This window comes from Bacillus sp. AFS073361 (assembly GCF_002567005.1).
Classification (GTDB): Bacteria; Bacillota; Bacilli; order Bacillales; family Cytobacillaceae; genus Neobacillus.
This window is the reverse complement of the sequence record NZ_NUZU01000013.1, coordinates 299204-325623: the sequence shown is the minus strand read 5'-3', so window position 1 is coordinate 325623 and position 26420 is coordinate 299204. Positions and strand designations below refer to the sequence as shown.

26 protein-coding genes and 1 other annotated feature are annotated in these 26420 nt (G+C 39.6%); all 26 genes read right to left on the bottom strand.

All coding sequences use genetic code 11. The features are described from left to right. Positions 1-40: 40 nt before the first annotated feature. The 26 genes from pyrE to ftsA all read right to left on the bottom strand — a co-directional run bounded on the left by pyrE (position 41) and on the right by ftsA (position 26403). Positions 41-688: an orotate phosphoribosyltransferase gene (gene pyrE / locus COJ96_RS09615; protein ID WP_098572704.1), complete on the bottom strand. Its 648-nt coding sequence runs from the start codon at positions 686-688 to the stop codon at positions 41-43. Further along, a complete protein-coding gene (pyrF, locus tag COJ96_RS09610) occupies positions 685-1401 on the bottom strand; it encodes an orotidine-5'-phosphate decarboxylase (protein ID WP_098572703.1) in 717 nt (238 codons plus the stop codon). The genes pyrE and pyrF overlap by 4 nt, the downstream gene beginning before the upstream one ends. Next, the gene (locus tag COJ96_RS09605; protein WP_098572702.1) at positions 1373-2314 is read right to left on the bottom strand and encodes a dihydroorotate dehydrogenase; all 942 of its coding nucleotides are present in this window, start codon (positions 2312-2314) and stop codon (positions 1373-1375) included. The genes pyrF and COJ96_RS09605 overlap by 29 nt, the downstream gene beginning before the upstream one ends. Beyond that, positions 2311-3084, bottom strand: a complete 774-nt coding sequence (locus tag COJ96_RS09600; RefSeq protein ID WP_098572701.1) for a dihydroorotate dehydrogenase electron transfer subunit — start codon at positions 3082-3084, stop codon at positions 2311-2313. The genes COJ96_RS09605 and COJ96_RS09600 overlap by 4 nt, the downstream gene beginning before the upstream one ends. Further along, a complete protein-coding gene (carB, locus tag COJ96_RS09595; RefSeq protein ID WP_098572700.1) occupies positions 3081-6287 on the bottom strand; it encodes a carbamoyl-phosphate synthase large subunit in 3207 nt (1068 codons plus the stop codon). Before carB ends, COJ96_RS09600 begins: the two co-directional genes overlap by 4 nt. Further along, entirely contained in the window at positions 6280-7371 is a 1092-nt protein-coding gene (locus COJ96_RS09590) for a carbamoyl phosphate synthase small subunit (protein WP_098572699.1), read from the bottom strand. The genes carB and COJ96_RS09590 overlap by 8 nt, the downstream gene beginning before the upstream one ends. Beyond that, entirely contained in the window at positions 7368-8654 is a 1287-nt protein-coding gene (locus COJ96_RS09585) for a dihydroorotase (RefSeq protein WP_098572698.1), read from the bottom strand. Before COJ96_RS09585 ends, COJ96_RS09590 begins: the two co-directional genes overlap by 4 nt. Next, positions 8614-9558, bottom strand: coding sequence for an aspartate carbamoyltransferase catalytic subunit (locus tag COJ96_RS09580; protein WP_098572697.1), 945 nt, complete (start codon positions 9556-9558; stop codon positions 8614-8616). Before COJ96_RS09580 ends, COJ96_RS09585 begins: the two co-directional genes overlap by 41 nt. Positions 9559-9711: 153 nt before the next feature. Continuing rightward, positions 9712-11019 carry a solute carrier family 23 protein gene (locus COJ96_RS09575; RefSeq protein WP_142332975.1) on the bottom strand — a complete coding sequence of 436 codons (1308 nt, stop codon included), beginning with the start codon at positions 11017-11019 and terminating at the stop codon, positions 9712-9714. 172 nt (positions 11020-11191) lie between these two features. After that, positions 11192-11734 (bottom strand): bifunctional pyr operon transcriptional regulator/uracil phosphoribosyltransferase PyrR, encoded by a 543-nt coding sequence (pyrR, locus tag COJ96_RS09570; RefSeq protein WP_098572695.1) that lies wholly within the window; start codon positions 11732-11734, stop codon positions 11192-11194. Positions 11735-11921: 187 nt separating this feature from the next. Then, entirely contained in the window at positions 11922-12833 is a 912-nt protein-coding gene (locus tag COJ96_RS09565) for an RluA family pseudouridine synthase (protein WP_098572694.1), read from the bottom strand. Beyond that, positions 12805-13314 (bottom strand): signal peptidase II, encoded by a 510-nt coding sequence (lspA, locus tag COJ96_RS09560; RefSeq protein WP_285850877.1) that lies wholly within the window; start codon positions 13312-13314, stop codon positions 12805-12807. The genes COJ96_RS09565 and lspA overlap by 29 nt, the downstream gene beginning before the upstream one ends. Positions 13315-13418: 104 nt before the next feature. Beyond that, positions 13419-13703: a hypothetical protein gene (locus COJ96_RS09555; protein ID WP_098572692.1), complete on the bottom strand. Its 285-nt coding sequence runs from the start codon at positions 13701-13703 to the stop codon at positions 13419-13421. A 140-nt stretch (positions 13704-13843) separates the two neighbouring features. After that, complete coding sequence (ileS, locus tag COJ96_RS09550; RefSeq protein ID WP_098572691.1) at positions 13844-16609, bottom strand: isoleucine--tRNA ligase; 2766 nt, start codon at positions 16607-16609, stop codon at positions 13844-13846. 74 nt (positions 16610-16683) lie between these two features. Next, positions 16684-16926, bottom strand: a binding site (T-box leader). 49 nt (positions 16927-16975) lie between these two features. Continuing rightward, complete coding sequence (locus COJ96_RS09545) at positions 16976-17491, bottom strand: DivIVA domain-containing protein (RefSeq protein WP_026566392.1); 516 nt, start codon at positions 17489-17491, stop codon at positions 16976-16978. A gap of 87 nt (positions 17492-17578) precedes the next feature. After that, positions 17579-18355, bottom strand: coding sequence for a YlmH family RNA-binding protein (locus COJ96_RS09540; RefSeq protein WP_098572690.1), 777 nt, complete (start codon positions 18353-18355; stop codon positions 17579-17581). 30 nt (positions 18356-18385) lie between these two features. Continuing rightward, complete coding sequence (locus tag COJ96_RS09535; RefSeq protein WP_098572689.1) at positions 18386-18652, bottom strand: YggT family protein; 267 nt, start codon at positions 18650-18652, stop codon at positions 18386-18388. A 6-nt stretch (positions 18653-18658) separates the two neighbouring features. Next, complete coding sequence (locus COJ96_RS09530; protein ID WP_098572688.1) at positions 18659-19120, bottom strand: cell division protein SepF; 462 nt, start codon at positions 19118-19120, stop codon at positions 18659-18661. 11 nt (positions 19121-19131) lie between these two features. Then, the gene (locus COJ96_RS09525; protein WP_098572687.1) at positions 19132-19809 is read right to left on the bottom strand and encodes a YggS family pyridoxal phosphate-dependent enzyme; all 678 of its coding nucleotides are present in this window, start codon (positions 19807-19809) and stop codon (positions 19132-19134) included. Then, entirely contained in the window at positions 19806-20633 is an 828-nt protein-coding gene (pgeF, locus tag COJ96_RS09520) for a peptidoglycan editing factor PgeF (protein ID WP_098572686.1), read from the bottom strand. Before pgeF ends, COJ96_RS09525 begins: the two co-directional genes overlap by 4 nt. 69 nt (positions 20634-20702) lie before the next feature. After that, complete coding sequence (locus tag COJ96_RS09515; RefSeq protein WP_098572685.1) at positions 20703-20972, bottom strand: YlmC/YmxH family sporulation protein; 270 nt, start codon at positions 20970-20972, stop codon at positions 20703-20705. A gap of 92 nt (positions 20973-21064) precedes the next feature. Then, entirely contained in the window at positions 21065-21844 is a 780-nt protein-coding gene (gene sigG, locus COJ96_RS09510; protein WP_026566385.1) for an RNA polymerase sporulation sigma factor SigG, read from the bottom strand. A gap of 160 nt (positions 21845-22004) precedes the next feature. Continuing rightward, positions 22005-22724, bottom strand: a complete 720-nt coding sequence (gene sigE / locus COJ96_RS09505; protein ID WP_026566384.1) for an RNA polymerase sporulation sigma factor SigE — start codon at positions 22722-22724, stop codon at positions 22005-22007. 44 nt (positions 22725-22768) lie between these two features. Further along, positions 22769-23821, bottom strand: a complete 1053-nt coding sequence (gene spoIIGA / locus COJ96_RS09500) for a sigma-E processing peptidase SpoIIGA (RefSeq protein WP_306460585.1) — start codon at positions 23819-23821, stop codon at positions 22769-22771. Positions 23822-23929: 108 nt separating this feature from the next. Further along, a complete protein-coding gene (gene ftsZ / locus COJ96_RS09495; protein ID WP_098572684.1) occupies positions 23930-25066 on the bottom strand; it encodes a cell division protein FtsZ in 1137 nt (378 codons plus the stop codon). Between the two features lie 38 nt (positions 25067-25104). Further along, positions 25105-26403, bottom strand: a complete 1299-nt coding sequence (ftsA, locus tag COJ96_RS09490) for a cell division protein FtsA (RefSeq protein WP_098572683.1) — start codon at positions 26401-26403, stop codon at positions 25105-25107. Between the last annotated feature and the right edge of the window lie 17 nt (positions 26404-26420).

Below are 26420 nucleotides of genomic sequence, written 5' to 3'. Positions count from 1 at the left end.
ATCAGCGTTAATTTCATTTAAGAGTGGAAATTCGATTTTATCAGCGAATCTCTGTTTCCAAAAACTTGTTGCTCCATTCAGCAGGGTTTTTGCTCCATAATAGGAGACTTTTCTGATCATCTCCCGTAACGATACCCTTAGAAATCGCTACTTCTATTAATGTTTCATAATCAGTCAGTGACTTACTCGTAATCTCGTTTTCCTGAAGCAGTTCTCTTCCCTTTTCAAGCCCATAGGTAAAAATGGAAACCACACCAAGTACGTCACAACCTGCTTCCTTTAATGCTTGAACTGCTGTGATTACACTGCCGCCAGTTGAGATTAAATCTTCTACAACGACAACCTTTTGACCTGCCTCTGCTTTTCCTTCAATCTGATTGCCTTTACCGTGTCCTTTTGCTTTCGAACGAACATAGCACATAGGAAGGTCCATTAAGTCACTGACCCATGCGGCATGAGGGATACCTGCGGTTGCTGTACCAGCAATAACTTCAGTTCCCGGAAAATTTTCCTCAATCAACTGCTGCAGCCCAGCAGCAATTGATTTTCTTACCTCTGGGTATGAAAGAGTTAGGCGATTATCACAATAGATTGGGGAACGAAGTCCTGATGCCCACGTAAATGGCACCTCGGGCTTCAAGGCCACCGCATTGATGTCTAGTAATTTTTCTGCTATTAATTTTTTCATTGTGTTACTCCCTTCCATGCTTCCATCCATTGTTGATAACTTGTTAGCGGGTCTTGTGAACGGGTAATAGAGCGGCCAACCACAATCGCACTAACCCCCATTGTCCGCGCTGATTCAGGAGTTGTGATGCGCTTTTGATCTCCTACCTGATCTGAGGCCATCCGAATACCCGGACAAACCGTCAAAAACGATTGCCCGGCCTTTTCCTTAATCAAAGCAGCTTCCCATGCCGAGCAAACAACTCCATCTAAGCCTGCTTGTTTCGTTATAGAGGCATAATGAAGCACCGATTCCTTTAAGGAGACCGGAATAAGTTGTTCTTTTTGCATTTGTTCATCAGACGTACTTGTTAATTGTGTTACCGCTATACAGTTAGGCCGCTTCCGTCCTGCAGTGGTACCTGCTTCTAGACCCTCCAGTGCTGCTCGCATCATGTCAATTCCACCTGCAGCATGAACATTTACCAAATCACACTCTAAACGTGCCAGACCCTTCATTGCACTTTTCACTGTATTTGGAATGTCATGAAGCTTTAAATCAAGGAAAATACGGTGACCTTGCTCTTTTAATTGATGAATAATCGAGGGGCCTTCCTGGTAAAACAACTCCATCCCTACTTTTACAAAAAGCTCTTTACCAGCAAACGGCTTTAGAAATTGATTAACTTCGTTTACGCCGGGAAAATCAAGCGCGATGATTAGCGAGTTGTCCATGTTCCTTCCAGCTCCTTCCTGTACATTCACTGATGTGCTCAAATCCTAATTTTCCAAGCAGTTCAGGCAGTTCCTCAATGATCGTCGGACAAACAAATGGATCCACAAAATTGGCTGTGCCGACTGCGACCGCACTTGCTCCTGCATAAAAATACTCGATGACATCACTAGCCGTCTCAACACCACCCATACCGATGATTGGAATCCCTACCACCTGGCTGACTTCGTGAATCATCCGGATCGCCACTGGCTTAATTGCTGGTCCTGACAATCCACCGGTTCGATTGGCAAGAATCGGTTTGCCTGTTTTTAAATCAAGTCTCATTCCGATAAGAGTATTAATCATCGTCAATCCATCGGCACCACCTGCTTCAACAGCCTTCGCCATCTCAACGATATTTGTTACATTTGGCGACAGCTTTACATATACTGGTACCTCTGATACCTCTTTAACCTTTCGGGTTAATTGTTTCGCTGTTTCAGGAATGGTTCCAAAAGCAATCCCGCCTGTTTTTACGTTAGGGCAGGAAATATTCAGTTCTAGCGCATGAACATTTGGAGCCTTTGAAATTTGACGGGCTACCTCCACGTAATCCTCATCAAGTGATCCAGCCACATTTGCAATAATTGGGACATCGTACTGAGATAAAAAAGGAAGCTCTTCACCAAGTACCTTTTCTAGTCCTGGATTTTGCAAGCCTATGGCATTTAACATGCCTGCAGAAGTTTCGGCAACACGTGGTGTTGCATTTCCGTACCTAGGTTCTACTGTTGTCGCTTTAATCATAATGGCGCCAAGTACACTTAGATCATAGAACTGACTGTATTCTCTGCCAAATCCAAAGCATCCAGATGCAGGCATGATTGGGTTTTTTAAGTTTAAGCCTGGTAATTCAATGTTTAAGCGACTCATATCAATACCTCCCCAGCTCGGAATACAGGACCATCACTGCAGACTTTTTTATAAGAAACTCCTGTCGGGTCATCCTTCTTTTTACATACACACGCAAAGCAGGCACCGATGCCGCAGCCCATCCGTTCTTCTAGCGATAAGAAAACCTTCTTATCTTGATAATTCTGCTCAATTGCTCTTAACATCGGAGTTGGTCCGCATGTATAGATACAATCAAACTGCAATTCTTTCATTACATCCGTCACAAAGCCCTTTCTACCATAAGAACCATCCACAGTCGCTACATAGGTTTCCCCATTTTTCGAAAATTCTTCTTCATAAAAAACAGCTGATACAGTCTGGAAGCCGAGCACATGGATGACTTTTACACCTTTTGCGACTAACTGATTTGACAGTTCATATAGGGGAGGAACACCAATTCCACCGCCGACAAGTAAGGCAGTATCTCCCATACTGACTTCTTCAACAGGAAAACCATTGCCTAGTGGACCAAGGATGTCGACATGCATCCCTGGTCGTAATTCTGCTAGCATGGAAGTTCCTCTTCCATCTTTACGATAAATCATTGTTAAATTTTTCTGTTCATAATCGTACGAGGAAATACTAATTGGTCTGCGTAACAGTGGATCAAGGCCATTGGATACTTTAATATGGACAAATTGACCAGGCTCCGTTATTTGAGTAACTAACTCTCCTTCAATCGTCAGCTCATAGATATCTGCAGCTATTTCTTTTTGGCTGAGTACTTTGCATAACTCTTTTTGGATCATGCAAACACGGCCTCCTTTTTCATAGCGGCCATTGGTTCTGCTGAAAAATTCATCGATTCAATTACTTTTAAGATTGCATCAGCCGTGTCAAGTGAAGTTAAGCATGGAACTCCATTTTCAACAGCTTCTCGGCGAATTCTAAACCCGTCACGTTCAGGCTGTTTGCCCTTCGTTAAAGTATTAATAATGAACTGTGCCTCACCATGATGAATAACATCTAGTAATGTTTTACCCTCTGTACCAATTTTGCCGACAACCTTCACTCTTAGGCCTGCTTCTTCCAAGGCAGCCGCTGTTCCGCTTGTTGCCATTAAACCATAGCCGTTTGCAGAGAAACGTTTCGCAAGTTTTAAGGCTTCCTGCTTATCCTTATCTGCTACCGTAAACAATACGGTACCGAACTGCTGAATTTTCATACCTGAAGCAATTAAGCCTTTGTATAGAGCCTTTTCGAGGGTTACATCCTTACCCATGACTTCTCCAGTTGACTTCATTTCTGGCCCAAGCGTGATATCGACACTCTTCAGTTTGGCAAAAGAGAATACAGGAACCTTGACATATACTCCTTCTTTTTCAGTAACAAGACCTGGGATGTAGCCTTGGTCGAGAATCGATACTCCAAGAATCGCTTTTGTTGCGATTTTTGCCATTGGGATATTGGTAATTTTACTTAAGAATGGAACGGTACGACTCGATCTTGGATTTACTTCAAGTACGTATACTTGTTCACCCGCGAGCACATATTGAATATTTAGTAATCCAATAATATTTAACCCCTTCGCTAATTTCTCGGTATACTCCACAAGTGTTTGTTTCACTTTTTCACTGAGAGTTTGCGATGGGTAAACTGCAATCGAGTCACCTGAGTGGACTCCAGCTCGTTCGATATGTTCCATGATACCCGGGATTAGGACATTAGTGCCGTCACAGATGGCATCAACTTCAATTTCTTTCCCTGTTAAATATCGGTCAATCAAGACTGGATGCTCTGGATTCACTTTTACAGCGTTCTGCATATAGTAAAGAAGTTCTTCTTCATGATAAACAATTTCCATTGCTCTTCCACCAAGTACATAGGAAGGGCGGACAAGAACTGGATAACCGATATCTCTGGCGATCACAAGTGCCTGTTCTACTGACATAGCTGTTTTTCCTAATGGCTGTGGAATGTCTAATTGCACAAGTGCTTGTTCAAATTTATCACGGTTTTCAGCACGGTCTATGTCTTCTAAGCTTGTTCCTAGAATTTTCACGCCATTTTCTTCAAGTTTAGCCGCTAAGTTGATTGCGGTTTGTCCGCCAAACTGGACCACTACCCCCATTGGTTTCTCTAAGTCAATAATACTCATCACATCTTCAATGGTCAGTGGTTCGAAGTATAGCTTATCAGAAATACTGAAATCCGTTGATACTGTTTCTGGATTATTATTAATGATAATCGCTTCATAGCCTGCTTCTTTAATAGCCTTTACAGAGTGTACAGTCGCATAATCAAATTCAATGCCCTGGCCGATACGGATTGGACCGGATCCTAGAACAATGACACTATTTTTCTCTGTTACAATCGACTCGTTTTCATCTTCATATGTGCCATAGTAGTAAGGTGTTGCTGATTCAAATTCAGCTGCACAAGTGTCAACCATTTTATAAACTGGGATAATTCCGAGATTTTTTCTAGTAAGATAAATTTCTTTTTCAGTTGTATTCCAAAGCTGGGCGATCGTCTTATCCGTAAAGCCTTTTTGTTTTGCTTCAATGAAGATTTCTGTGTCAAACGGTTTGGCAGCAATTACTTTTTCAAGTTCGATAATTCCTTCCATTTTCTTCAAGAAGAATAAGTCGATTTTGCTCCATTCATGGATCGTCTCAATGGTTAATCCACGTTTTAACCCTTCTGCGATATAAAAGAGTCGTTCGTCTCCGGCTTTGCGAATCCGTTTCTCAAGTAGATCATCATTGATTTCTGCGGCGTCGTTTAATTCGAAATGATAAACCCCTGCCTCAAGAGAGCGGATTGCTTTCAAAAGAGATTCTTCAAATGTACGGCCAATTGCCATAATTTCTCCCGTTGCTTTCATTTGTGTCCCTAGGGAACGGTTACCTGATTCAAATTTGTCAAACGGCCATCTAGGTATTTTGGTTACGATATAATCTAGTGCCGGTTCAAAGCTTGCATAGGTTTTTCCTGTTACCGGATTTAACATTTCATCAAGTGTTAAGCCTACGGCGATTTTAGCTGCAAGCTTAGCAATCGGATAACCGGTTGCTTTTGACGCTAATGCCGAAGAACGGCTAACTCGTGGATTTACTTCAATAATATAGTAGTTGAAGCTGTATGGATCTAATGCCAACTGAACGTTACAGCCGCCTTCAATACCTAAGGCACGAATAATTTTTAATGAAACATTGCGAAGCAGCTGGTATTCCCGATCGCTTAATGTCTGACTTGGTGCAACCACGATGGAATCACCAGTATGAACACCAACAGGATCGATGTTTTCCATATTACAAACCACAATGGCATTGTCATTTTTATCACGCATTACTTCGTATTCAATTTCCTTGAAACCAGCAATACTTTTTTCTAGCAGACATTGATTCACCGGGCTGTGCTTTAGTCCACTTGTAACAACTTCCTCGAGTTCCTCGTCGTTATGGCAGATACCTCCGCCTGTTCCTCCTAATGTAAATGCTGGTCGAACAATCACCGGGAAACCAATTTTTTCAACGAATGCTTTTGCCTCAGCTACTTCATGGATAATTTCGCTATCTGGAACTGGTTCGTTTAATTCATTCATAAGGCTTCGGAAAAGATCTCGGTCCTCTGCTTGGTTAATCGCTGAAAGTTTCGTACCAAGAATCTCTACTTCACATTCAGCTAAGACTCCGGATTTTGTCAACTCAACAGCCAGGTTAAGACCTGTTTGTCCGCCAAGTGTTGCAAGCAGTGCATCCGGACGTTCTTTGCGAATGATTCTGCTGACGAATTCTACAGTCAAGGGTTCAATATAAACAGCATCTGCCATCTCTGTATCCGTCATGATGGTGGCCGGATTGGAGTTAACTAGAATAACACGGTAGCCTTCTTCTTTCAGAGCGATACATGCTTGGGCACCGGCATAGTCAAATTCTGCAGCCTGCCCAATGACAATTGGTCCTGAACCGATTACTAAAATGGAGTTGATATCTGTACGTTTAGGCATTTGCTGTAACCTCCTGTTTGTTCTTTTCCATCAAGTCAAGAAATTGATTGAATAAGCCGTTTGCGTCTTCTGGTCCTGGAGATGCTTCCGGATGATACTGAACTGTAAATGCTGGGTAATCCAGGTGTTTCAGTCCTTCGACTGTTCCGTCATTTACTGCAATGTGAGTAATTTCTAATCTTGTATTTTTAATTGATTCTTCCTCAACTGTATAGCCATGGTTTTGTGAAGTAATGGCAACTTTTCCTGTAGCAAGATCTTTAACCGGATGGTTGGAACCGCGATGACCGAACTTCATTTTTTCCGTATTAGCTCCACATGCTAGGGCAAACAATTGATGACCTAAGCAAATTCCGAACAATGGTACCCTGCCTAATACTCCTTTTAACATATCAATCGCTTCTGGAACATCTTTTGGATCCCCAGGTCCATTTGAAAGCATGATTCCGTCTGGGCGCAACTGAAGGATTTCATCTGCTGTTGTATGATATGGGACAACGACCACATCACAATCCCGTTGGTTAAGTTCCCGTAAGATTCCGTGTTTCATTCCAAAATCGACTAGGACCACTCTCTTGCCGCGTCCTGGACTTGGGTAAGGATTTTTAGTAGAAACTTGTTTAACTTGGTTTGTTTGAAGCGGTGCTTTACGGAATTGAGCTAAAACCTCATTCGCATCCTTTTCAATGCTGCAGATAGCCCCTTTCAATGTTCCATATTGGCGGATAATCCGTGTTAATTTACGTGTATCAATCCCTGCAATCCCAGGAATCTTTTTCATGTCAAAGTATTCATCCAATGTATATTCATTTCTCCAGTTGGACGGGAAGTCTGCTGCTTCTTTTACAATCAATCCTTTAACAGCTGGATTGATGGATTCGAAATCGTCGCGGTTTATTCCGTAATTTCCGATTAGTGGATAGGTTAATGTCACAATCTGTCCGCAATAAGAAGGGTCAGATATAATCTCTTGATAGCCTGTCATCCCTGTATTAAAAACAACTTCACCAATTGTTTCCGTATCACTTCCAAAGCCTTTACCAATAAAAATGGTACCATCTTCTAATATAAGTTGTTTTTTCATACTAAGACACTCCCTTTTTCCCAAGCGATTTCTCCTTCAGCGATTGTCATTTCTGGCCAACCTTTACATTTCCAACCGCCAAATGGTGTATTTTTTCCTTTTGATAGGAATTCTTCTGTATTAATTTCACGTTCTTCTTCTAGGTTCAACAGTACTAAATCTGCTGGTGCTCCCACTTCGATTTTTCCGTATGGAAGTCCAAATGCTTCCGCTGGCTTAACGGTGAGGTAGTTGATTAACTCTTCAAGCGTCATAATTTCCTTTAGTACGAAGTGAGTATATAAAAGCGGGAAGGCTGTTTCGAGACCAACAATTCCGAATGGCGCAAGCGTCATTCCTTCTGCTTTTTCTTCTGCTGTATGTGGCGCATGATCTGTTGCAATGAAATCAATGGTTCCATCTAAGAGCCCTTCGATTAAGGCTTTGCGGTCTTCTGCAGCACGAAGCGGCGGATTCATTTTATAGTTTGCATCTAATCCTGGGATATCATCTTCAGATAATAATAAGTGATGTGGTGTTACCTCGGCTGTTACTTTTATTCCTGCACGTTTAGCATCTCTAACTACCCGGACTGATTCTTTTGTGCTGATATGGCAGACATGGTAATGACAGTCTGCTGCTTCGGCTAAGAGTACATCCCTAGCAATTTGAACGGATTCACATATAGATGGAATTCCATTTAATCCATGCTTCTTCGCAAATGTTCCATCATGGACAGACCCCTTGTTAATTAATGTGTTTTCTTCACAGTGTGCGACAATTGCCATATCAAGTGCCGCCGCTTTACGCATTGCTTCAAGCATCATCGCAGCTGACTGTACGCCTACTCCGTCATCCGTAAAGGCAAATGCGCCTTTAGCTTTCAAGCCCTCAAAATCCGTTAACTCCTGACCCAACTGGCGGATTGTGATGGACGCATACGGCAATACCCTAACCTTAGCTGTATCCTTAATGCGCTTTTGTAAGTCCTCCATGTTGTTAATGGTGTCAGGCACCGGTCTTGTGTTAGGCATGTTGGCAATAGTGGTAAATCCGCCTCTTGCTGCGGCGGCTGTTCCGGTTGCGATGGTTTCCTTTTTTTCTCCGCCTGGTTCACGGAGGTGGACATGTAGGTCGATAAAGCCTGGTGCCACTAATTTTCCTTCCGCGTCGACGGTCCGATCCACAACCGCAGTGATTTGTGTTTCAATTTTTGTAATCTTTCCATCTTCTATTAATAGATCAGCCTGTTTCTTTTCTCCCTTAGATGCTATGTAACATGCGTTCTGAATAAGTATTTTCATGTTGTTTTCCTCCTTCAAGATTTTCGATTGATCTCTTGATTGCTGCCATTCTTACATAAACACCGTTTTCCATTTGCTTAAAGATTCTTGATCGCTTGCACTCGACAAGACTATCTGCTATTTCTACATTTCTATTTACAGGAGCAGGATGCATGATGATGCTCCCCTGCTTCATCATCTTTTCTCTTTCAATCGTAAGACCATATTGCTTGTGGTATTCATTTGCCGTAAAACTGCTCTTTTGTTGATGCCGTTCATGTTGTACACGGAGAAGCATGACGACATCCGCTTCTTCGATGGCCAAATCAATCGGCCTATACCTCGATATATCCGTGCTCCTAGTATCGAACCATTCTTCTGGACCAGAAAAAGTCACTTCTGCACCCAGCCTTGTTAAAACATCGGCATTGGAACGTGCCACCCGACTATGACGAATGTCACCGATAATAGAAATTTTCAAGCCTGCGAATTGGTCAAACTCCTGCTGGATCGTCAGTAGATCAAGAAGTGATTGCGTCGGATGATGCCCGCACCCATCCCCGCCATTAATGATTGGCGTGTTAACTTTTCCGACCAATTCATCAAAATAGCGGTCCTGACCGTGTCGAATGACAATGGAATTGACACCAATGGATTCTAATGTTTTTACTGTATCGTAAAGTGTTTCCCCTTTTTGGACACTTGAAGTAAGCACTTCAAACGGAATTACCTCTAATCCTAATCTTCTTTGGGCCACTTCAAAGCTGCTCTTTGTTCTTGTGCTCGGTTCAAAAAATAGATTGGCAGTAAACATTTGCCTGTCCGGACGCCATTGCATTCCGTTTTTAAAGTTATGAGCATCTGTTAAGATTTGATAAATCTCATCCACCTTTAATTCGTTCGTGGTTAGTAAATGATTTAACATCCATCATCCGCCTCTCTCATTTTGGATAAAAAACACCCTGACCAGAAGTCACGGGTGCAAGAAATACAAACTTAATCCATGCGTTGTCATACATGGTACTAAGCTTACACCCTTATAAACCTCTCTGGATTTCTTTAAAGAGTTGAAACTTATTTATGCAGTTTTCCGTTTATCAGTGGATTCCTCTAGCATATTTTCATCCGCTGGCTCTCTTCCAGGAAGAATGAGGTTTAACAATACACCGCAAATAGCTGCTAGGGCCATCCCCTGGATTTGTAATGATTCTGATACTTTTATCACTGCTCCACCAATGCCAACTACTAAGATGACAGATGAAATGACTAAGTTACGCTTGTTACCAAAATCAATTTTGCTATCCACCAGCATTCGTAAACCAGAGGAAGCAATGATTCCGAAAAGAAGGATTGAAACGCCGCCCATTACCGGTGTTGGAATGGTGCTGATTAAAGCAGTTATTTTTCCAATAAAGCCAAAGATGATGGCGAAGATTGCTGCACCAGCAATGACATACACACTATAAATTCGAGTAATTGCAAGGACACCGATGTTTTCACCATAAGTGGTTTTGGGCGGCCCGCCAATCAGAGCGGAAATCATCGTTGCTGTTCCATCCCCTAGGATTGAGCGGTGTAAGCCCGGTTCTTTAATATAATCCCGGCCGACTACCTTACTTAGCACCAACTGATGTCCGATGTGCTCTGATAATGTTACAATTGCAACTGGGACCATTAACAAGACTAAATCCCAAGTGAATTTTACTTTATAACTTACAAACGGAATGATAAATTCAGGCATTTCAAACCATTTAGCCTCTAAAACTGGTTTAAAATCGACCACTCCAACCACTAGTGCGTAGATATATCCGACAATAATCCCTGCTAAGATTGGGATCATACTTAACATTTTTTTTGCATATATCGAAAAGATAATTGTTGCTATTAGCGTGACAAGGGCTACCGAAAAATGAAGCATGCTGTATTTTCCACTCACAGGATTATTCATCGCCATATTCACAGCAGTTCCAGATAGAGCTAATCCGATGACAATAATAACTGGTCCAACAACAATTGGCTGGAGAAGATTCATAATCCAGCGATGACCTGCCTTGCTGATGATTAGTGAAACCAGTCCGTATACAAGTCCTGCGATGAATGTACCGACCATGGCACCGCCTGGTCCCCCAGCTGCTTTAGCGGCAATTACAGGTGCAATAAAGGCAAAGGATGAGCCCAAGTAAGCTGGAACTTGGAATTTAGTTAGTAATAGAAAGGCTAATGTGCCAAGTCCACTTGATATAAGTGCAATCGCCGGGCTTAATCCAACTAGGTATGGTACCAATATTGTGGCTCCAAACATGGCGAATAAGTGCTGTAAACTTAATGTAATCCATTGGAAGGGTTTAGGAATCTCTTTTACGTCTAGGATAGGTTTATTGTTCATTGTGAATTCCCCCATTTTGCTATATTGCTTTTCTTTAGTATCTTATTTTTTTCATAAAAAAAACCTCTTTGTCCGTGAGGGTACAAAGAGGGTATGGACATGCCTAAATAAGTGTATTTCGGCATATTCCCCTTTGTCAGCCTCACAGGACTACTTTTAAAAGGGTAACTATTTATTTTTCAAAAATACTGACTTGATCGACCTGATCCACATCTGCTAATTGAACAACAATTTTTTCCTCACTTGAAGTAGGAATGTTTTTTCCCACATAGTCTGCTCGGATGGGAAGTTCCCGGTGTCCGCGGTCCACTAAAACCGCCAGTTGAATGACCGCAGGTCGTCCTATATCCATTAAGGCATCCAGTCCAGCTCTGACTGTTCTCCCCGTGTAGAGAACATCATCAACCAGTATCACTTTTTTATTATTTATCCCCACCGGAATATCAGATCCTTTAACCAGTGGTTCTTGATTATCAGTTTTCTTTGTTAAATCGTCTCGATAAAGGGTAATATCTAACTCCCCAACAGCTATTGCTTTCCCCTCAATTTCTTCAATTTTGGCTGCAAGTCGATTGGCCAAATATATGCCCCTCGTTCGAATACCAACCAAAATACAATCATCTATACCTTTGTTTTTTTCAATAATTTGATGGGCGATTCTTGTCAGGGCCCTGCCAATAGATTGTTCATCAAGGACAACTGCTTTTTGGTTCATACTACACCTTCTTCTTTTGTAAAAATAAAAAACCTCTCACCCAATTTTGGCGAGAGGTTAACAAGTTAATTTACAGATATTGGGTATAGTTACCCCCCATTATCTTAACCGTTTCCTTCTCAGCCTCACGGGACTGATTTAAAGGCTTATTAAGCTAAAATCATCTTACTTCAAATCACCGACTATGTCAACGATTATTTCGAAGCTGATTGAGTAATGACTCGATATCTTCTGGCAGTGGTGCTTCAAATTCTAGATATTCGTTTGTTCTAGGGTGGTTAAAACCAAGCACACCTGCATGTAATGCTTGTCCGTTTATATCGAGTGTCTTTTTCGGTCCATATTTTGGATCTCCAGCAAGCGGGTAGCCAATATATTTCATATGAACACGAATTTGGTGTGTTCTGCCGGTTTCTAATTGACATTCTACGAATGTAAAATCTTTATATCGTTCAAGCACATGAAAGTGTGTGACCGCATGTTTGCCATGATCAACGACGGTCATGCTTTGCCGGTCTTTAGTATCCCTGCCAAGTGGAGCATCAACAGTTCCAAAATCATGGGGAATGACTCCATGTACAATCGCTTTATATTTACGGGTAACGGATTTGGCCACTAACTGATTGACAAGACTCTCGTGAGCCAAATCATTTTTAGCTACCATTAATAAGCCGGACGTATCCTTATCGATTCGATGAACAATACCAGGTCTTAACACACCGTTAATCCCTGATAAATCCTTACAGTGAAACATTAATCCATTGACCAATGTTCCTGACATGTGACCCGGTGCGGGGTGAACGACCATACCCCTGGGCTTATTTACCACCAAAACGTCACTGTCTTCATAGTAAATGTCTAAATTAAGATCTTCTGGGACCACATCTAACTCTTCAGGGTCCGGTATCGTAATTTCAATTTGATCGTTCAAGCTACATTTATAATTTGTTTTAATTTGTTGTCCGTTCACCGTAATATTGCCTTCTTTAATCCATTGCTGTACTTGAGTTCTTGACCATTCCTCATCAAGACCAGAGATCACCTTATCAATTCGATCCCCTTTTTGCTCCTCAAGAATGATGTGTTCCATTTTCTCCATATGATTTCTCCTTTGTTTCTCTCTCTTCTAGCAACATTTGAATCATTAACAAGATGACCCCAATAACTAACGCTGAATCCGCGATGTTAAAGACAGGGAAATTATAGCCAAAAACATACGTATGAATGAAATCAACAACTTCCTTGCGAATGACACGGTCAATAAAGTTTCCAATCGCTCCTCCAAGCATTAATGCCAAAGATACACCAAGCATCCATTTCCCTCTTGCAGCTTTGTACAGATAATACATAATGCCGACGATAACAATTATCGTAATAACGTAAAATAGCCACATTTGTCCTTGTAATATTCCCCACGCCGCACCACGATTTCGATGAGAAGTAATATAGAAAATATTATCAATGATAGGAATACTTTCTCCTAGATACATTTTGCTTACAATAAGCCATTTCGTAATTTGATCTAATAAAATAACAAAAAGTGCGATTAAGTAATAAAACACTAAGAAATACCCCCACATCAACCTAGACTAAACTAATCAGTCTAGAAGCTTTCGCTTATCATACTTCTTAAGCATTTTAGCACACTTTATCGCGAAACGAAAATGTAACTTGATGAAAATGATTAGTAAATCGGTTTTTTGTAATAATGCAGTAAGTACTCTGAATCCTTTACTGACTTTATAGTAGGAATCATCTGTAATAATTCATTAGGCAAAAATTCCCCAGAGATTTCGCATTGCCCAAAGTTTCCATTTTCAAGTTTTCGAATTGCTGTATTAATATCTGATAATTCCTCTTCTAAGACGGCAGTAAACCAATCCTGCTTTGGTTTGTTTTTTAACGAATATTCAATTTCTTCTTTCGTATGACGGAGTTCCAAAAACAGCTGTTCCTGCGTGGCATTCATAGTTGTTACCTCCGTGTTTTATTTGTCTTATTATTTCCGCCAAGCAATAACCGACTCGGAAAAACATTTGACAACAACTACAACAATTAACGGAGAAGGAAAAATTTAAAAGCCCTATGCATTAGCACAGGGCTTTCAGATTAATTATGAGTATAGTTAGCTTTTACGACTTCAGCACAACGTGGGCAAAGTGTTGGGTGTTCTGGATCTTGACCTACTTCTGGTGTTACAATCCAGCAACGCTCACATGTTTCACCATCGGCTTTAGTTATAACAATAGCCGCAGTTTCTAATTTAATTGCATTATCAGGGGCTTCCTCATAGGTTCCTGCCACTTCAAAGCCTGAGATAATAAAGAGCTGTTTCATATTTTCTTCAATTGAGTCTAATAACGCTTTTGATTTTTCATTAACATAAAGTGTAACTTTGGCAGTTAACGACTTCCCAATCACTTTCTGATTACGAGCTTCCTCAAGTGCCTTTAACACATCATCACGAAGAATCATAAATTCAGTCCACTTTTCCTCTAAAGGCTGAGCATTTGGTAGTTCCTGATACTCAGGTAGATCTGTTAACTGGACACTTTCTTCGGTTGCATCAGGGATAAAATTCCAAACTTCATCCGCAGTGTGTGAAAGAATTGGTGAAACTAATTTTGTTAAAGCAAGCAGCGATTCGTATAACACCGTCTGGATTGCACGTCGCTCATGATTATCTGTCGCTTCAATATAAAGAACATCTTTCGCAAAATCCAAATAAAATGAACTTAAATCAAGAGTACAGAAATTATTAATCGCATGATAGATGCCTGCGAATTCATAGTTTTCATAGGCATTGCGAACATTTTTAATCAACTTATTTAATTTAACGAGCATAAATTGGTCGACTTCACGGAGATCTTCATATCGCACTTTATTTGCTGGAGTAAAATCAGCTAAATTTCCTAATAAGAAACGGAAGGTGTTACGAATTTTCCGATAAACCTCTGCGACCTGCTTCAAGATTGCGTCTGAAACACGAACATCCGCTTGATAATCAACTGAAGCAACCCAAAGGCGTAAAATATCTGCACCTAACTGATTCATGACTTTCGCAGGGATAACGACATTCCCAATGGACTTACTCATCTTCCTGCCTTCTCCATCAAGCGCAAAACCGTGGCTTAATACTCCTTTATATGGTGCTTCACCTGTCACGGCTACAGCAGTAGATAATGACGAGTTAAACCAGCCTCGATACTGGTCCGATCCTTCAAGATAAAGATCAGCTGGACGAACTAAATCATCTCTTTCAAGCAAAACAGCTTGATGGGAAGATCCTGAATCAAACCACACATCCATGATATCTGTTTCCTTAGTAAATATACCATTTGGACTTCCTGGATGGGTAAAGCCGGCAGGTAGTAATTCTTTTGCCTCACGCTCAAACCATACATTCGAACCAAATTCACGGAATAAATCTGAAACATGATTAATCGTTTCATCTGTAATGATTTCTTCGCCAGTTTCTGCATAGAAAACAGGAATTGGTACTCCCCAGACACGTTGACGAGAAATACACCAGTCACCGCGGTCACGAACCATATTAAATAATCGCGTTTCACCCCAAGCAGGAATCCATTTTGTTTCCTTGACTGCATCTAGTAATTCATTACGGAAATCTTTAATAGATGCAAACCATTGTGCTGTCGCTCGGTAGATTACCGGTTTCTTCGTTCTCCAATCGTGTGGATATGAATGGGTAATAAACGAAAGTTTGAGCAATGCACCTGCATCTTCTAATGCTTGTGTGATTGGTTTATTAGCTTTATCGTAAAATAACCCTTCAAAACCTGGCGCTTCACTCGTCATCACACCTTTATCATCAACAGGGCATAGGACATCTAAACCATATTTTTGGCCCACGTAAAAGTCATCTTCCCCGTGACCTGGTGCTGTGTGGACACAGCCAGTACCTGCATCTGTTGTTACATGTTCTCCTAACATCACCAATGAATCCCGGCCATAAAGCGGATGGACAGTTAAAATATTCTCTAAATCATTTCCTTTTACCTTTTTAACAACGGTTAATTCTTCCCAGCCAATTTCCTTCGAAACAGATTCGAGAAGAGCCTCAGCAACTAGATATTTGTTTTCATTTGCTTCAACCACAACATATGTTAGGTCCGGATGTACAGAAATACCTAAGTTCGCCGGAATTGTCCAAGGAGTTGTTGTCCAGATAATAATTTGGGTGTCTGCATCTAGTACACCTTTTCCATCCTTCACCTTAAAGCCTACATAAATCGAAGCGGATTTTTTGTCTTGGTATTCAATCTCTGCTTCAGCAAGTGCAGATTCACTTGATGGTGACCAATAGACAGGCTTAAGTCCTTTATAAATATAACCTTTCTTAGCCATTTCACCGAAGACTTTAATTTGCTGTGCTTCATAGGCAGGTTTTAAGGTAATATAAGGGTTTTCCCAGTCACCGCGGACACCCAGACGTTTAAATTGTTCACGCTGATTGTCAATTTGCTCGAGTGCATACTTAGTACAAAGTTGACGGAATTCTGCAACCGTCATTTCTTTACGTTTCACACCTTTATTCGTTAACGCTTGCTCGATTGGTAGACCATGTGTGTCCCAGCCTGGTACGTATGGTGCATGGAAACCGCTCATGGATTTATAGCGGACAATCATATCTTTTAAAATTTTATTAAGGGCATGCCCCATATGGATGTCACCATTGGCATATGGAGGACCATCATGTAATACAAACATCGGACGTCCTTTGGTCCGTTCTTGAACTTTTTTGTAAATATTCAACTCTTCCCATTTTGCCTGAATCTCAGGCTCTCTTTGCGGAAGATTGCCACGCATCGGAAATTCAGTTTGCGGCATTAATAACGTATTTTTATACTCCATTTTTTCTTCCTCCTGTAATCCTCTTCATATAACAGAATAGCCAATAGACAAATAAAAAAACCCTCTCATCCCAAAATAGGGACGAGAAGGTTTTATTCCCGCGGTACCACCCTGATAGATAGTTCGAATCAAATCGACTATCCTCTTTAGCATTCGTAACGTGAATAACACGCCTAAGCCTACTAGCCTTAAATTAGGAAGTTCAGCTTTGGAACTCAAGGGTGATCTTCAATTTTTCAACTTTACCAGGCTTCCACCACCCCTGACTCGCTAAAAAAGTCCTAGAAAAATTATACTGTCCCTATCATCGTCATTGACCATTCTTTATAACTGTTAAGAAATTATATGCTATAAAAACACTTTTCGTCAAGCTAATGAATCTTCTTCTTCATGAACTTTTAGTTCTGTTGCATCTACCTCATATTCTAATAAGTGATCCCAATCATCGGTATTTAACATATCAAGCTGGGCCTCAATCAACATTTTAAAACGTGTACGGAATACTTTTGACTGCTTTTTTAAATCCTCGATTTCAAGAGCAATCTTTCTTGCTTTTGAAAGGGATTCATTGACAATCCGATCCGCATTTTTTTCCGCTTCCTTAATAATCAACTTTGCTTCCTTTTGAGCATTCCTTTTAACATCCTCACCCGCTTCTTGCGCAATGATGATTGATTTATTTAAAGTTTCTTCAATTGTAACAAAGTGACCAAGTCGCTCATTCATATCATTCAAGCGTTCTTCTAATTCTTTTTTTTCTCTAAGTACTAATTCATAATCCTTGATAACCTGGTCGAGAAACTCGTTTACCTCATCCTCATCATATCCTCTAAAACCCTTATTAAACTCCTTATTGTGAATATCCAACGGTGTTAACGGCATCAATGCCACCTCCATACAATCTCTAATTCTATATGTATATGCAAGAATTCGACATCATTCATCGAATTTCCTTCTTTATTTTTGTACTTATTTTTGTTTTCCGACATTTAGTCGCCATTTTTCTTTTTTTGTTTTCCCTTCAATGGCAAGAATTTTTGCTCGGCCACTACCTCTAACAGAAATCATATCACCCACACCGCATTCAAATGATGGATTTTCAATTAATGTCCAATTCACCTTCACGAGTCCCTGTTGAATAAAGAGTTGTGATTTCTGCCGTGACACATGATAAATTCCTGAAATCACAGTATCAAGCCTCAAAGAAGATATCGTTAAATCACTTTCCACCAATTTTTCATTGGTGGAAAGTGCATTTTCTATATCTGTTTCAGTTAGTTTTACGCCTGCCCTGCCAATTGTTTCAACGTTACTTAATATATAGTCGCTAATATCCTTTGCAGCAAAAAATTGGCATTTCCCATCTATAATGATGATATCCCCAAATTTCCCCCGCTTTAGGCCTAAGGACATAAGCGTACCCAATACCTGTCGGTGTTCGATTGTAACAAACTTGGTTGGATAATGGATGTTGAAAAGGCTTATTTGAAATTCATCATGATTAATCGAAGTTAGATAATCTGGAAAAATTAAGGCTCTTTTTCGTTCTACATCCGTGCCGCCGCCAAAAAGTTTATATTTTACATCACCATTTTCACCAATTAACATTTTAAGAATATGCTGTTCTCTTGGATCAAGGAAATCAGTTAATTTAGGAGTATATTGTGTGTCTACATAATTCTTCCAATTTAACACCTGATCAATAAATTCTCGCTCTTCTGGACGAAAGTGCTGATAAATATTCATAATTCAATACACAACCTAGATTCAATATTCTTAAGAAACAAGAAAACGATAGACACTTGATAATCCACTTTGCGCAAAATTAAGAACAAGAAAGGCAACGATTGGAGAGATGTCCATCATACCAATCGGTGGAATGATTCGTCTAAATGGCTCTAAATAAGGTTCACAAATCCTCGCAAAAAATTGTCCAATAGATGACTCTCTAGCGTTTGGGAACCAAGACATTAAAATATATATAATTAAGGCATACGAATAAAGTTGTATTAGCTTCTGTAATAAACTAAAAACCAGTGCCATTAAGCATTACCACCTCGTATTTTGATTTTCAAAGTCAGGAATAAGTTCTGATATATTTCCTGAAACCTCAACATTATCGGGTGTACATAAGAATATACTAAAACCAATCTTTTGAATGTCTCCACCAATTGCATAAACAGCGCCACTGAGAAAATCGACAATTTGTCTACCCTGATCACTATCAATTCGCTGCAGGTTCACGACCACTGCGCGGCGGCTTTTTAAATGATCAGCAATTTCAGTTGACTCAGAATAAGAGCGTGGCTCAACTAAAATTACTTTGGATGACTTTGTGGAATTGGCAGCCTTTTGCACGGTTTGCAAGCTGACGACGTTTTGGTTCTTTACCACTGGTTGTTGCTTTTGTTTTACAGGAAGTGGTTCAACTACTTCTGGATAATCAACTTTGTTATCATCATATTCATCATCCAAAAAGAAAAATGTTTTTAATTTCGATTTAATCGTCATGATTTTCTCTCCTAACCATCTTCACCAACAAGCGCAGTGCCTATTCTTACCATTGTAGCCCCTTCTTCAATAGCAATTTCAAAATCATTTGACATGCCCATCGAAAGTTCGGTGCAAGGAGCATAATCCAAATTTAAGGCTTGGACTTGTTTACGAAGTTCACTTAATTTATGAAAACATTCACGTATTTGCGATTCATTATCAGTAAGTGGAGCCATTGTCATTAAACCTTCAACACTGATGTGTTCAAACTTACGAAGTGATTCAATAAAAGTCAGTACTTCTTCAGCAGGTAAGCCATGCTTGGATTCTTCTCCAGAGACATTAACTTGGACCAAGCATTTTACCTTACGCTCTGCCCGTTTATTAATTTCTTCTGCAAGAGAAATCCTGTCCAAAGAATGGATATACTCAACAATATTAACAATATTCTTTACTTTTCGTGTTTGAAGTGAACCGATATAATGCCAAACAGGCTTGTCCCTAAGTTCTTCCCACTTCCTGAGGAGTCCCTCATCCCGATTCTCACCTAGATTTATTATTCCTGCTTGAAGTGCTTCATTTGCTCTCTCAGTACTAACATATTTAGTAACCGCTATCACCCTGACTTCTTCAGGGTTTCGCTTGACTCGAAGGCAGGCCTCAATGATTTGTTGTTTTATTATTTCGTATTTTGCTTCTACCATCATAAACGTTCCGTAGTCTCCTTCCAGCCTATAAAAGTTAACATTCTTCCTGTTTTCCCTTGGTCACGACGATGGGAAAAAAACTCTTTATTACAACTAGAACAAAAGTTTGTCAACTGGATATTCGTATTCGGCACACCAGACTTTATTAATATTTGTCTATTTACCTCACGTAAATCTAAGGAATATTGGCCTTCTTTAATTAAATTATAGGGTAAAATTTCGACATCTTCTAGTGTATTTTCGACCAAGTTTATCACATACTTATCAACAATATAACATTTTTCACAAATGGATGGGCCAATTGTAACTAGAATCTGTTCTGGGTTAATTCCTTCTCTTTTCCACGCAATGATCATTTCCCTTGCAATTTGACCTACAGTCCCTTTCCAGCCAGCATGGGCTACACCAATCATTTTTGATTCAGGAGCAATAAAAAAAAGAGGGACACAGTCGGCATAGCAGAGTGTTAACAAGACGCCCTCCTCATTCGTATAAAAACCATCTGTATCTTTAATAGCATTTTCATAGGAATTGGATCCTTTGCCACGGTCAAGTTTAGAAATTTTTTTCAGATGAATTCCATGTGTTTGTTCAGCTCCGACCCAGGACTTTAGTGGAAATGTGAGCAGGTCTGAAACTTTTTCTCGGTTGGAACAAACATCGCTTTGAATATCACCAACGTGAAACCCAAGGTTAAGGGATTTGTAATCCCCTTTGCTTACCCCGCCATTATTAGTGGTTATTCCTGCAACTAAACCTGGATATTTGCTTACCCAATTTTCAATAGTTAAAAAGGATTGATTTTTTAAAACAAAGGGTTCCATATTCATACCTCTTATGTTTTTTCTATAGTTTACCATGAAAAGAAAATTTGGTCACCGCAAAAACAAGAGTTAAACTTCTGCTTCTTCCGTTATATTTTCTGCACTGCCTTTATATCTAACCAAAATGACATCTTGACCTATTTTTAAAATATTCTTCCAAGGAATAACTACGTCGTCATCTTTACCAAAAAAGCCAAGTACTCTTCCGCTGCCGCTAATCACCACTGCTTCAATCTTTCCTGTTGTTAAATTTATCTCAATATCACCAATATTCCCAAGCCTCTTTCCATCTGCTACATTCACCACATCTTTAATTTGGAACTCAGAAATTTTTACCATCTCACTCACTCCCGGTTTTATTTCTATAAAATATATGTTTACTCAATGACATTTAGTAAAAGGAATAAAAATAAAGCTGCCCTAAGGACAGCCTAACTTTGGATATTTTTATTCATTTGTCTTATCGCAGCTTTTTCTAAACGAGAAACTTGTGCTTGAGAAATCCCAATTTCATCTGCGACTTCCATTTGTGTTTTCCCTTGAAAGAATCGTTTTCGTAAAATTAACTTTTCGCGATCATTTAGCCTGCGCATTCCTTCTTTTAATGCAATTTCTTCAATCCAATGGATATCTTTATTTTTTTCATCGCTTAATTGATCCATTACATAAATTGGGTCGCCGCCATCATTATAAATTGGCTCGAAAAGAGACACTGGGTCCTGAATGGCATCAAGGGCGAAAACGATTTCTTCATGTGGAACTTCTAAGACCTTCGCAATTTCTTCTGCGGTTGGTTCCCTTGAAGTTTCGCTCATCAATCGCTCTCTTACCTGTAGGGCTTTATAAGCAATATCCCTCAAAGATCTAGAAACGCGAATTGGATTATTGTCACGCAAGTACCTTCGAATTTCACCAATAATCATTGGAACCGCATAGGTTGAAAACTTTACGTTTTGGCCCAAATCAAAGTTATCGATAGATTTCATCAGCCCAATACAGCCAACTTGAAACAAGTCGTCAACAAACTCGCCTCTATTGTTAAAACGTTGAATGACACTTAATACGAGTCGTAAATTACCGTTGACGAGCTTTTCTCTGGCATAAATATCGCCCTCTTGCATTTGCTTGAAGAGTATTCTCATTTCTTCGTTTTTTAGGACAGGAAGTTTTGCTGTGTCCACACCGCAAATTTCAACTTTATTTCGAGTCAATCCTTTTCCCTCCTCACAGGAGTTGCTGTACAAAAAACAGTATCTCCTTGAGAAGGAAAAATATGCACTTATCCACGATGATGGACAAGTGCATATTTGTCGAAAAATGCAATTAAGTCACGAAAATCATAGGTTTTTAATGGAAAAAATTTTTTCTTCTTTACACCATTTTATTAAATTCTTTTCGCAGCCTTTTTATAATTCTTTTTTCTAAGCGGGAAATATAAGATTGGGATATTCCCAGCATGTCAGCTACGTCTTTTTGGGTTTTTTCTTCTCCATTTGTAAGACCAAACCGGAGTTCCATAATTTGTTTTTCACGGTCAGTTAGTTGATGAAGTGCTTTTGTCAGGAGCTTTCGGTCCACATTGGCCTCTAAGTCCTTTGTAATAATATCATCATCCGTCCCTAAAACATCAGATAATAATAGTTCATTCCCATCCCAATCAATGTTTAAGGGTTCATCAAAGGATACTTCTGACCTGATTTTATTATTGCGCCTTAAGTACATGAGAATCTCATTTTCGATACAACGTGAGGCATATGTAGCAAGTTTTATTTTTTTCTCAGGATTAAAGGTATTGACGGCTTTAATTAATCCAATGGTTCCGATACTAATTAAATCTTCGATATTAATCCCGGTATTCTCGAATTTTCTAGCAATGTATACAACAAGACGAAGATTTCGTTCAATTAATATTGACCTAGCTGCTTTATCACCACCAGGTAATTTTTTCAGCAGCATCTCTTCTTCATCTTTGCTTAAAGGAGGCGGCAAGGCCTCACTACCACCAATATAATAAACTTCATCTGTTTTTAAACCCAATTTCATTAATAGTTTATACCAGTAATAGGATAGGCGAAGCCTCCATTTTTTCATATGTGTTCCTCCTTCTAAAATATGTTTTTCTGAGTATAGTAATACTAACTCACCTTAATGGTTTTCATTTGCTGCTTAGGACCTGTGAGCATCTTTGGATGAACAATACATTGAAAGGCATCTTCACTTGAGAGTTGCTTTGTTGTAAAGGAAACAAGACCTTTTTCACATAAATATTGAGTATCTTTATGTTCAATAAAAATGTTTTCTGGCTTTACCGCAATAATTAGTTGATGCTCTTGTCCAATCACACGAGTAGGTATAATTCTGATCCTATTTTGCCATTCATCTGGAAGGTCTCCACTGCTATTGATAAGTAATTCTGGGTCTCCTGCAAGCTTTCTTATTGATTCTGAAATTGTTTCTAGTTGGTTTTTAATGGAAACAAACATCACAGGAAGCTTTGATAATGGATCATAAAGTTGATTCCCGCTATCCACTAATCCTTTAAAGGTAAGTGTTTCGTTATTTATATTGATTCTGACTTTAACAATTTGATCAAATTGTATTTTTGTCATCTCCATGCTTTCAACATTTTTCCTTGAGAAGTGCCAAGCAACGGGAAATCCAATTAGAACGAATAGCCAGCTTATCGGATCTCCAAACCCTTTTGTACTGGACACAAGGACCTTGGTTGTTAGCTCAGAATCATACTGTATAAAATAATGGGCCCCCATTAATGCTCCGCCGATTAAAAAGGTGGACACATAAAGTGTCATTAACGCCTTAAAGAAAAAAGACATCCGCTTATATCCAAAGGTTATTAACACCATTAGGATTGAAAATATGAATTTTGATATGGGATGGCTTGTATAGACATTTAATGGCGTAAATGATAATAAAATTATCAAGGAACCAATAAATCCTCCGGCAGCTAGTCTCCCTATTTTAATCTCTCTTTTTAGAAAAATAGCTGTTAAATATAGAAGCAGACTATCAAATAATAAATTTAGAGCCCAGATCACATCTAAATAAATAGTTACCAGCTTCCTCTCTATAGATTTATCAGCTTTTCCTTTCTGTTTACGAAAAAGTATAACGTACTTGCATGGATGAAGTGTGTCACTTTGTGTAATCAAACAAACAAAAATTTGCACTATTCACAACGTATTTTGTCAGATGGATTTTGTCATACATTTTTATTTTAAACATACAAAAGACACGACCCAAAACAAGGCCGTGTCTTTTGTATAATTATTCACTTTTTATCTTCTACGATTGCGGTTCCGTAAGAAGGTTGGAATATCTAATGTTTCATCTTGGGAAACTTGTGTATGGCGGACAGGCTCTTGCTGAACCTCTTCACGTTTTGGCTGTTCTCTTTTAACATTACCCATCTGTGGTTTAGCCTGACCAAAAGTAGGACGAGTAGCTTTTGGCTGCAAGGTTTCTTCTTTAAATCCAGTAGCGATGACAGTAACGATAATTTCATCCTTTAATGATTCATTGATAACAGAACCAAAAATCATATTTACTTCCTGATCAGAAGCAGTTGCTACGATATCAGCAGCTTCTTGAACTTCATAAAGACTTAAGTTTGTACCGCCTGTAATGTTCATTAGTACCCCTTGTGCTCCATCAATAGATGTTTCTAATAAAGGAGAACTAATTGCTTTCTTAGCAGCCTCTGCGGCACGGTTTTCACCAGCAGAAACACCAATACCCATTAAAGCAGATCCCTTATTAGACATGATTGTCTTTACATCAGCAAAGTCCAAGTTAATAAGACCAGGTACAGCAATTAAATCTGATATACCTTGTACACCCTGGCGAAGTACATTATCAGCTTCACGAAATGCTTCCAGCATTGGAGTGCTTTTATCTACAATTTCTAGGAGACGATCATTTGGAATCACAATTAGTGTGTCAACCGCATCTTTCATCGCACCAATTCCACCTGATGCTTGTCCAGAGCGTTTTTTTCCTTCAAATGTAAACGGACGAGTAACTACACCAACGGTCAATGCACCTAAGTCTCGAGCAATTTGAGCAATAACAGGTGCTGCACCAGTGCCTGTTCCACCGCCCATTCCCGCAGTAACAAATACCATGTCCGCACCACTTAATGCTGCTTCCAATTGTTCTTTACTTTCTTCAGCAGCTTTCTTTCCAACCTCTGGATTAGCACCTGCTCCTAGTCCACGGGTCAGTTTAGCACCTATTTGCATCTTAACTTCTGCTTTAGAAAGATTCAGTGCTTGAGCATCAGTATTAACAGCGATAAATTCTACTCCTTGAACGCCATGTTCAATCATTCGATTTACCGCGTTATTACCCCCACCCCCGACACCAATTACTTTTATAGTTGCAAGAGAATCTAAATTTGTATCAAATTCTAACATGACAATCCTCCTAATTCTTCGATTTCTTTTCGATTAGCCTATTCGAAAAAGTAACCAAGGAATTTTTTTACTTTTGATGACATCTTTTCTTCCGGATGTTTTTCTGCTTTTGGTTGTTTAGGTTGTTGATGTTGTTTAGGTGCTCTCTTTTCGGCAGGTTCAGAAATGGTTGAAGAACCAGCGTGTCCACCTGGTAATCTAGCATTCTTGTAAGCATACTTAATTAAACCAACCGCTGTGGTATATTGTGGTTCCCTTACACCAATATAGTCTGGCACCGCAATGCGTACTCTATTCTGTAATATAACCTGAGCAAGTTCAAGTACACCTTGCATATTTGCAATACCGCCAGTTAATACATAACCGCCCGGCAGGTCACTATATCCTAAGCGTTTCATTTCATGTAATACTAGTTCAAAAATCTCTTCCATTCTCGCTTCAATAACATCAGATATTTCCAGCTGATTAAACTGTTGATGTTGATCACTGCCAATGATTGGTACACTAAACACTTCATCTTCTGACGCTTCGTCATAGAATGCATGTCCGTGTTTGATTTTTATTTTTTCCGCATCTTCTGTCGAGGTCCGCAGGCCCACAGAAATATCTTTTGTAATATAGTCTCCGCCAATCGGAATAACACTTGTTTGGGAAATAAAACCTTCTTCGAAAACAGCAATTGTAGTGGAACCACCACCAAGATCGATAAGAGCGACACCGAGGTTTTTCTCATCTTTTGACAGTGCATAATCACCTGCTGCTAACGGCTGAAGAACAATATCTACTATTTCTAGACCGGCCCGTTCAACACATCGAAGAGTATTAATGATAATTGATTTGGAACCAGTAATAAGAATACCATCCATTTCCAAGCGAACCCCTATCATCCCACGGGGGTCGTTAATTTCATCTTTACCGTCGAGAATAAATTGTTTTCGGATAACTCCGATATTTTCTCTTTCAGGCGGAATCGAACCAACGTGTGATGCTTCAATGACACGAATGACGTCTTCATTCGTAATCTCTCTATTTTGGCTGGAAACAGCTACAATACCATGACAATGTTGAAGCATGACATTGTTACCTGAAATGCCAACCACCACATCCTTTATTTCCATCCCAATCATTCTTTCTGCCTGCTCTATCGCCCTTCTAATCGAATGAACGGTGTCGTCCATATCAACAATTGATCCTTTGCGCAATCCTTCGGATTTCACATTTCCAACACCAATTATATTTAATGAGTCTTTACCCGAGTCATTGACCATTTCACCAATGATTACTTTCACACTGGATGTACCGATGTCAAGACTAACATATATTTCATTGCTGTTCATTCTTTGGCACCTCCTTT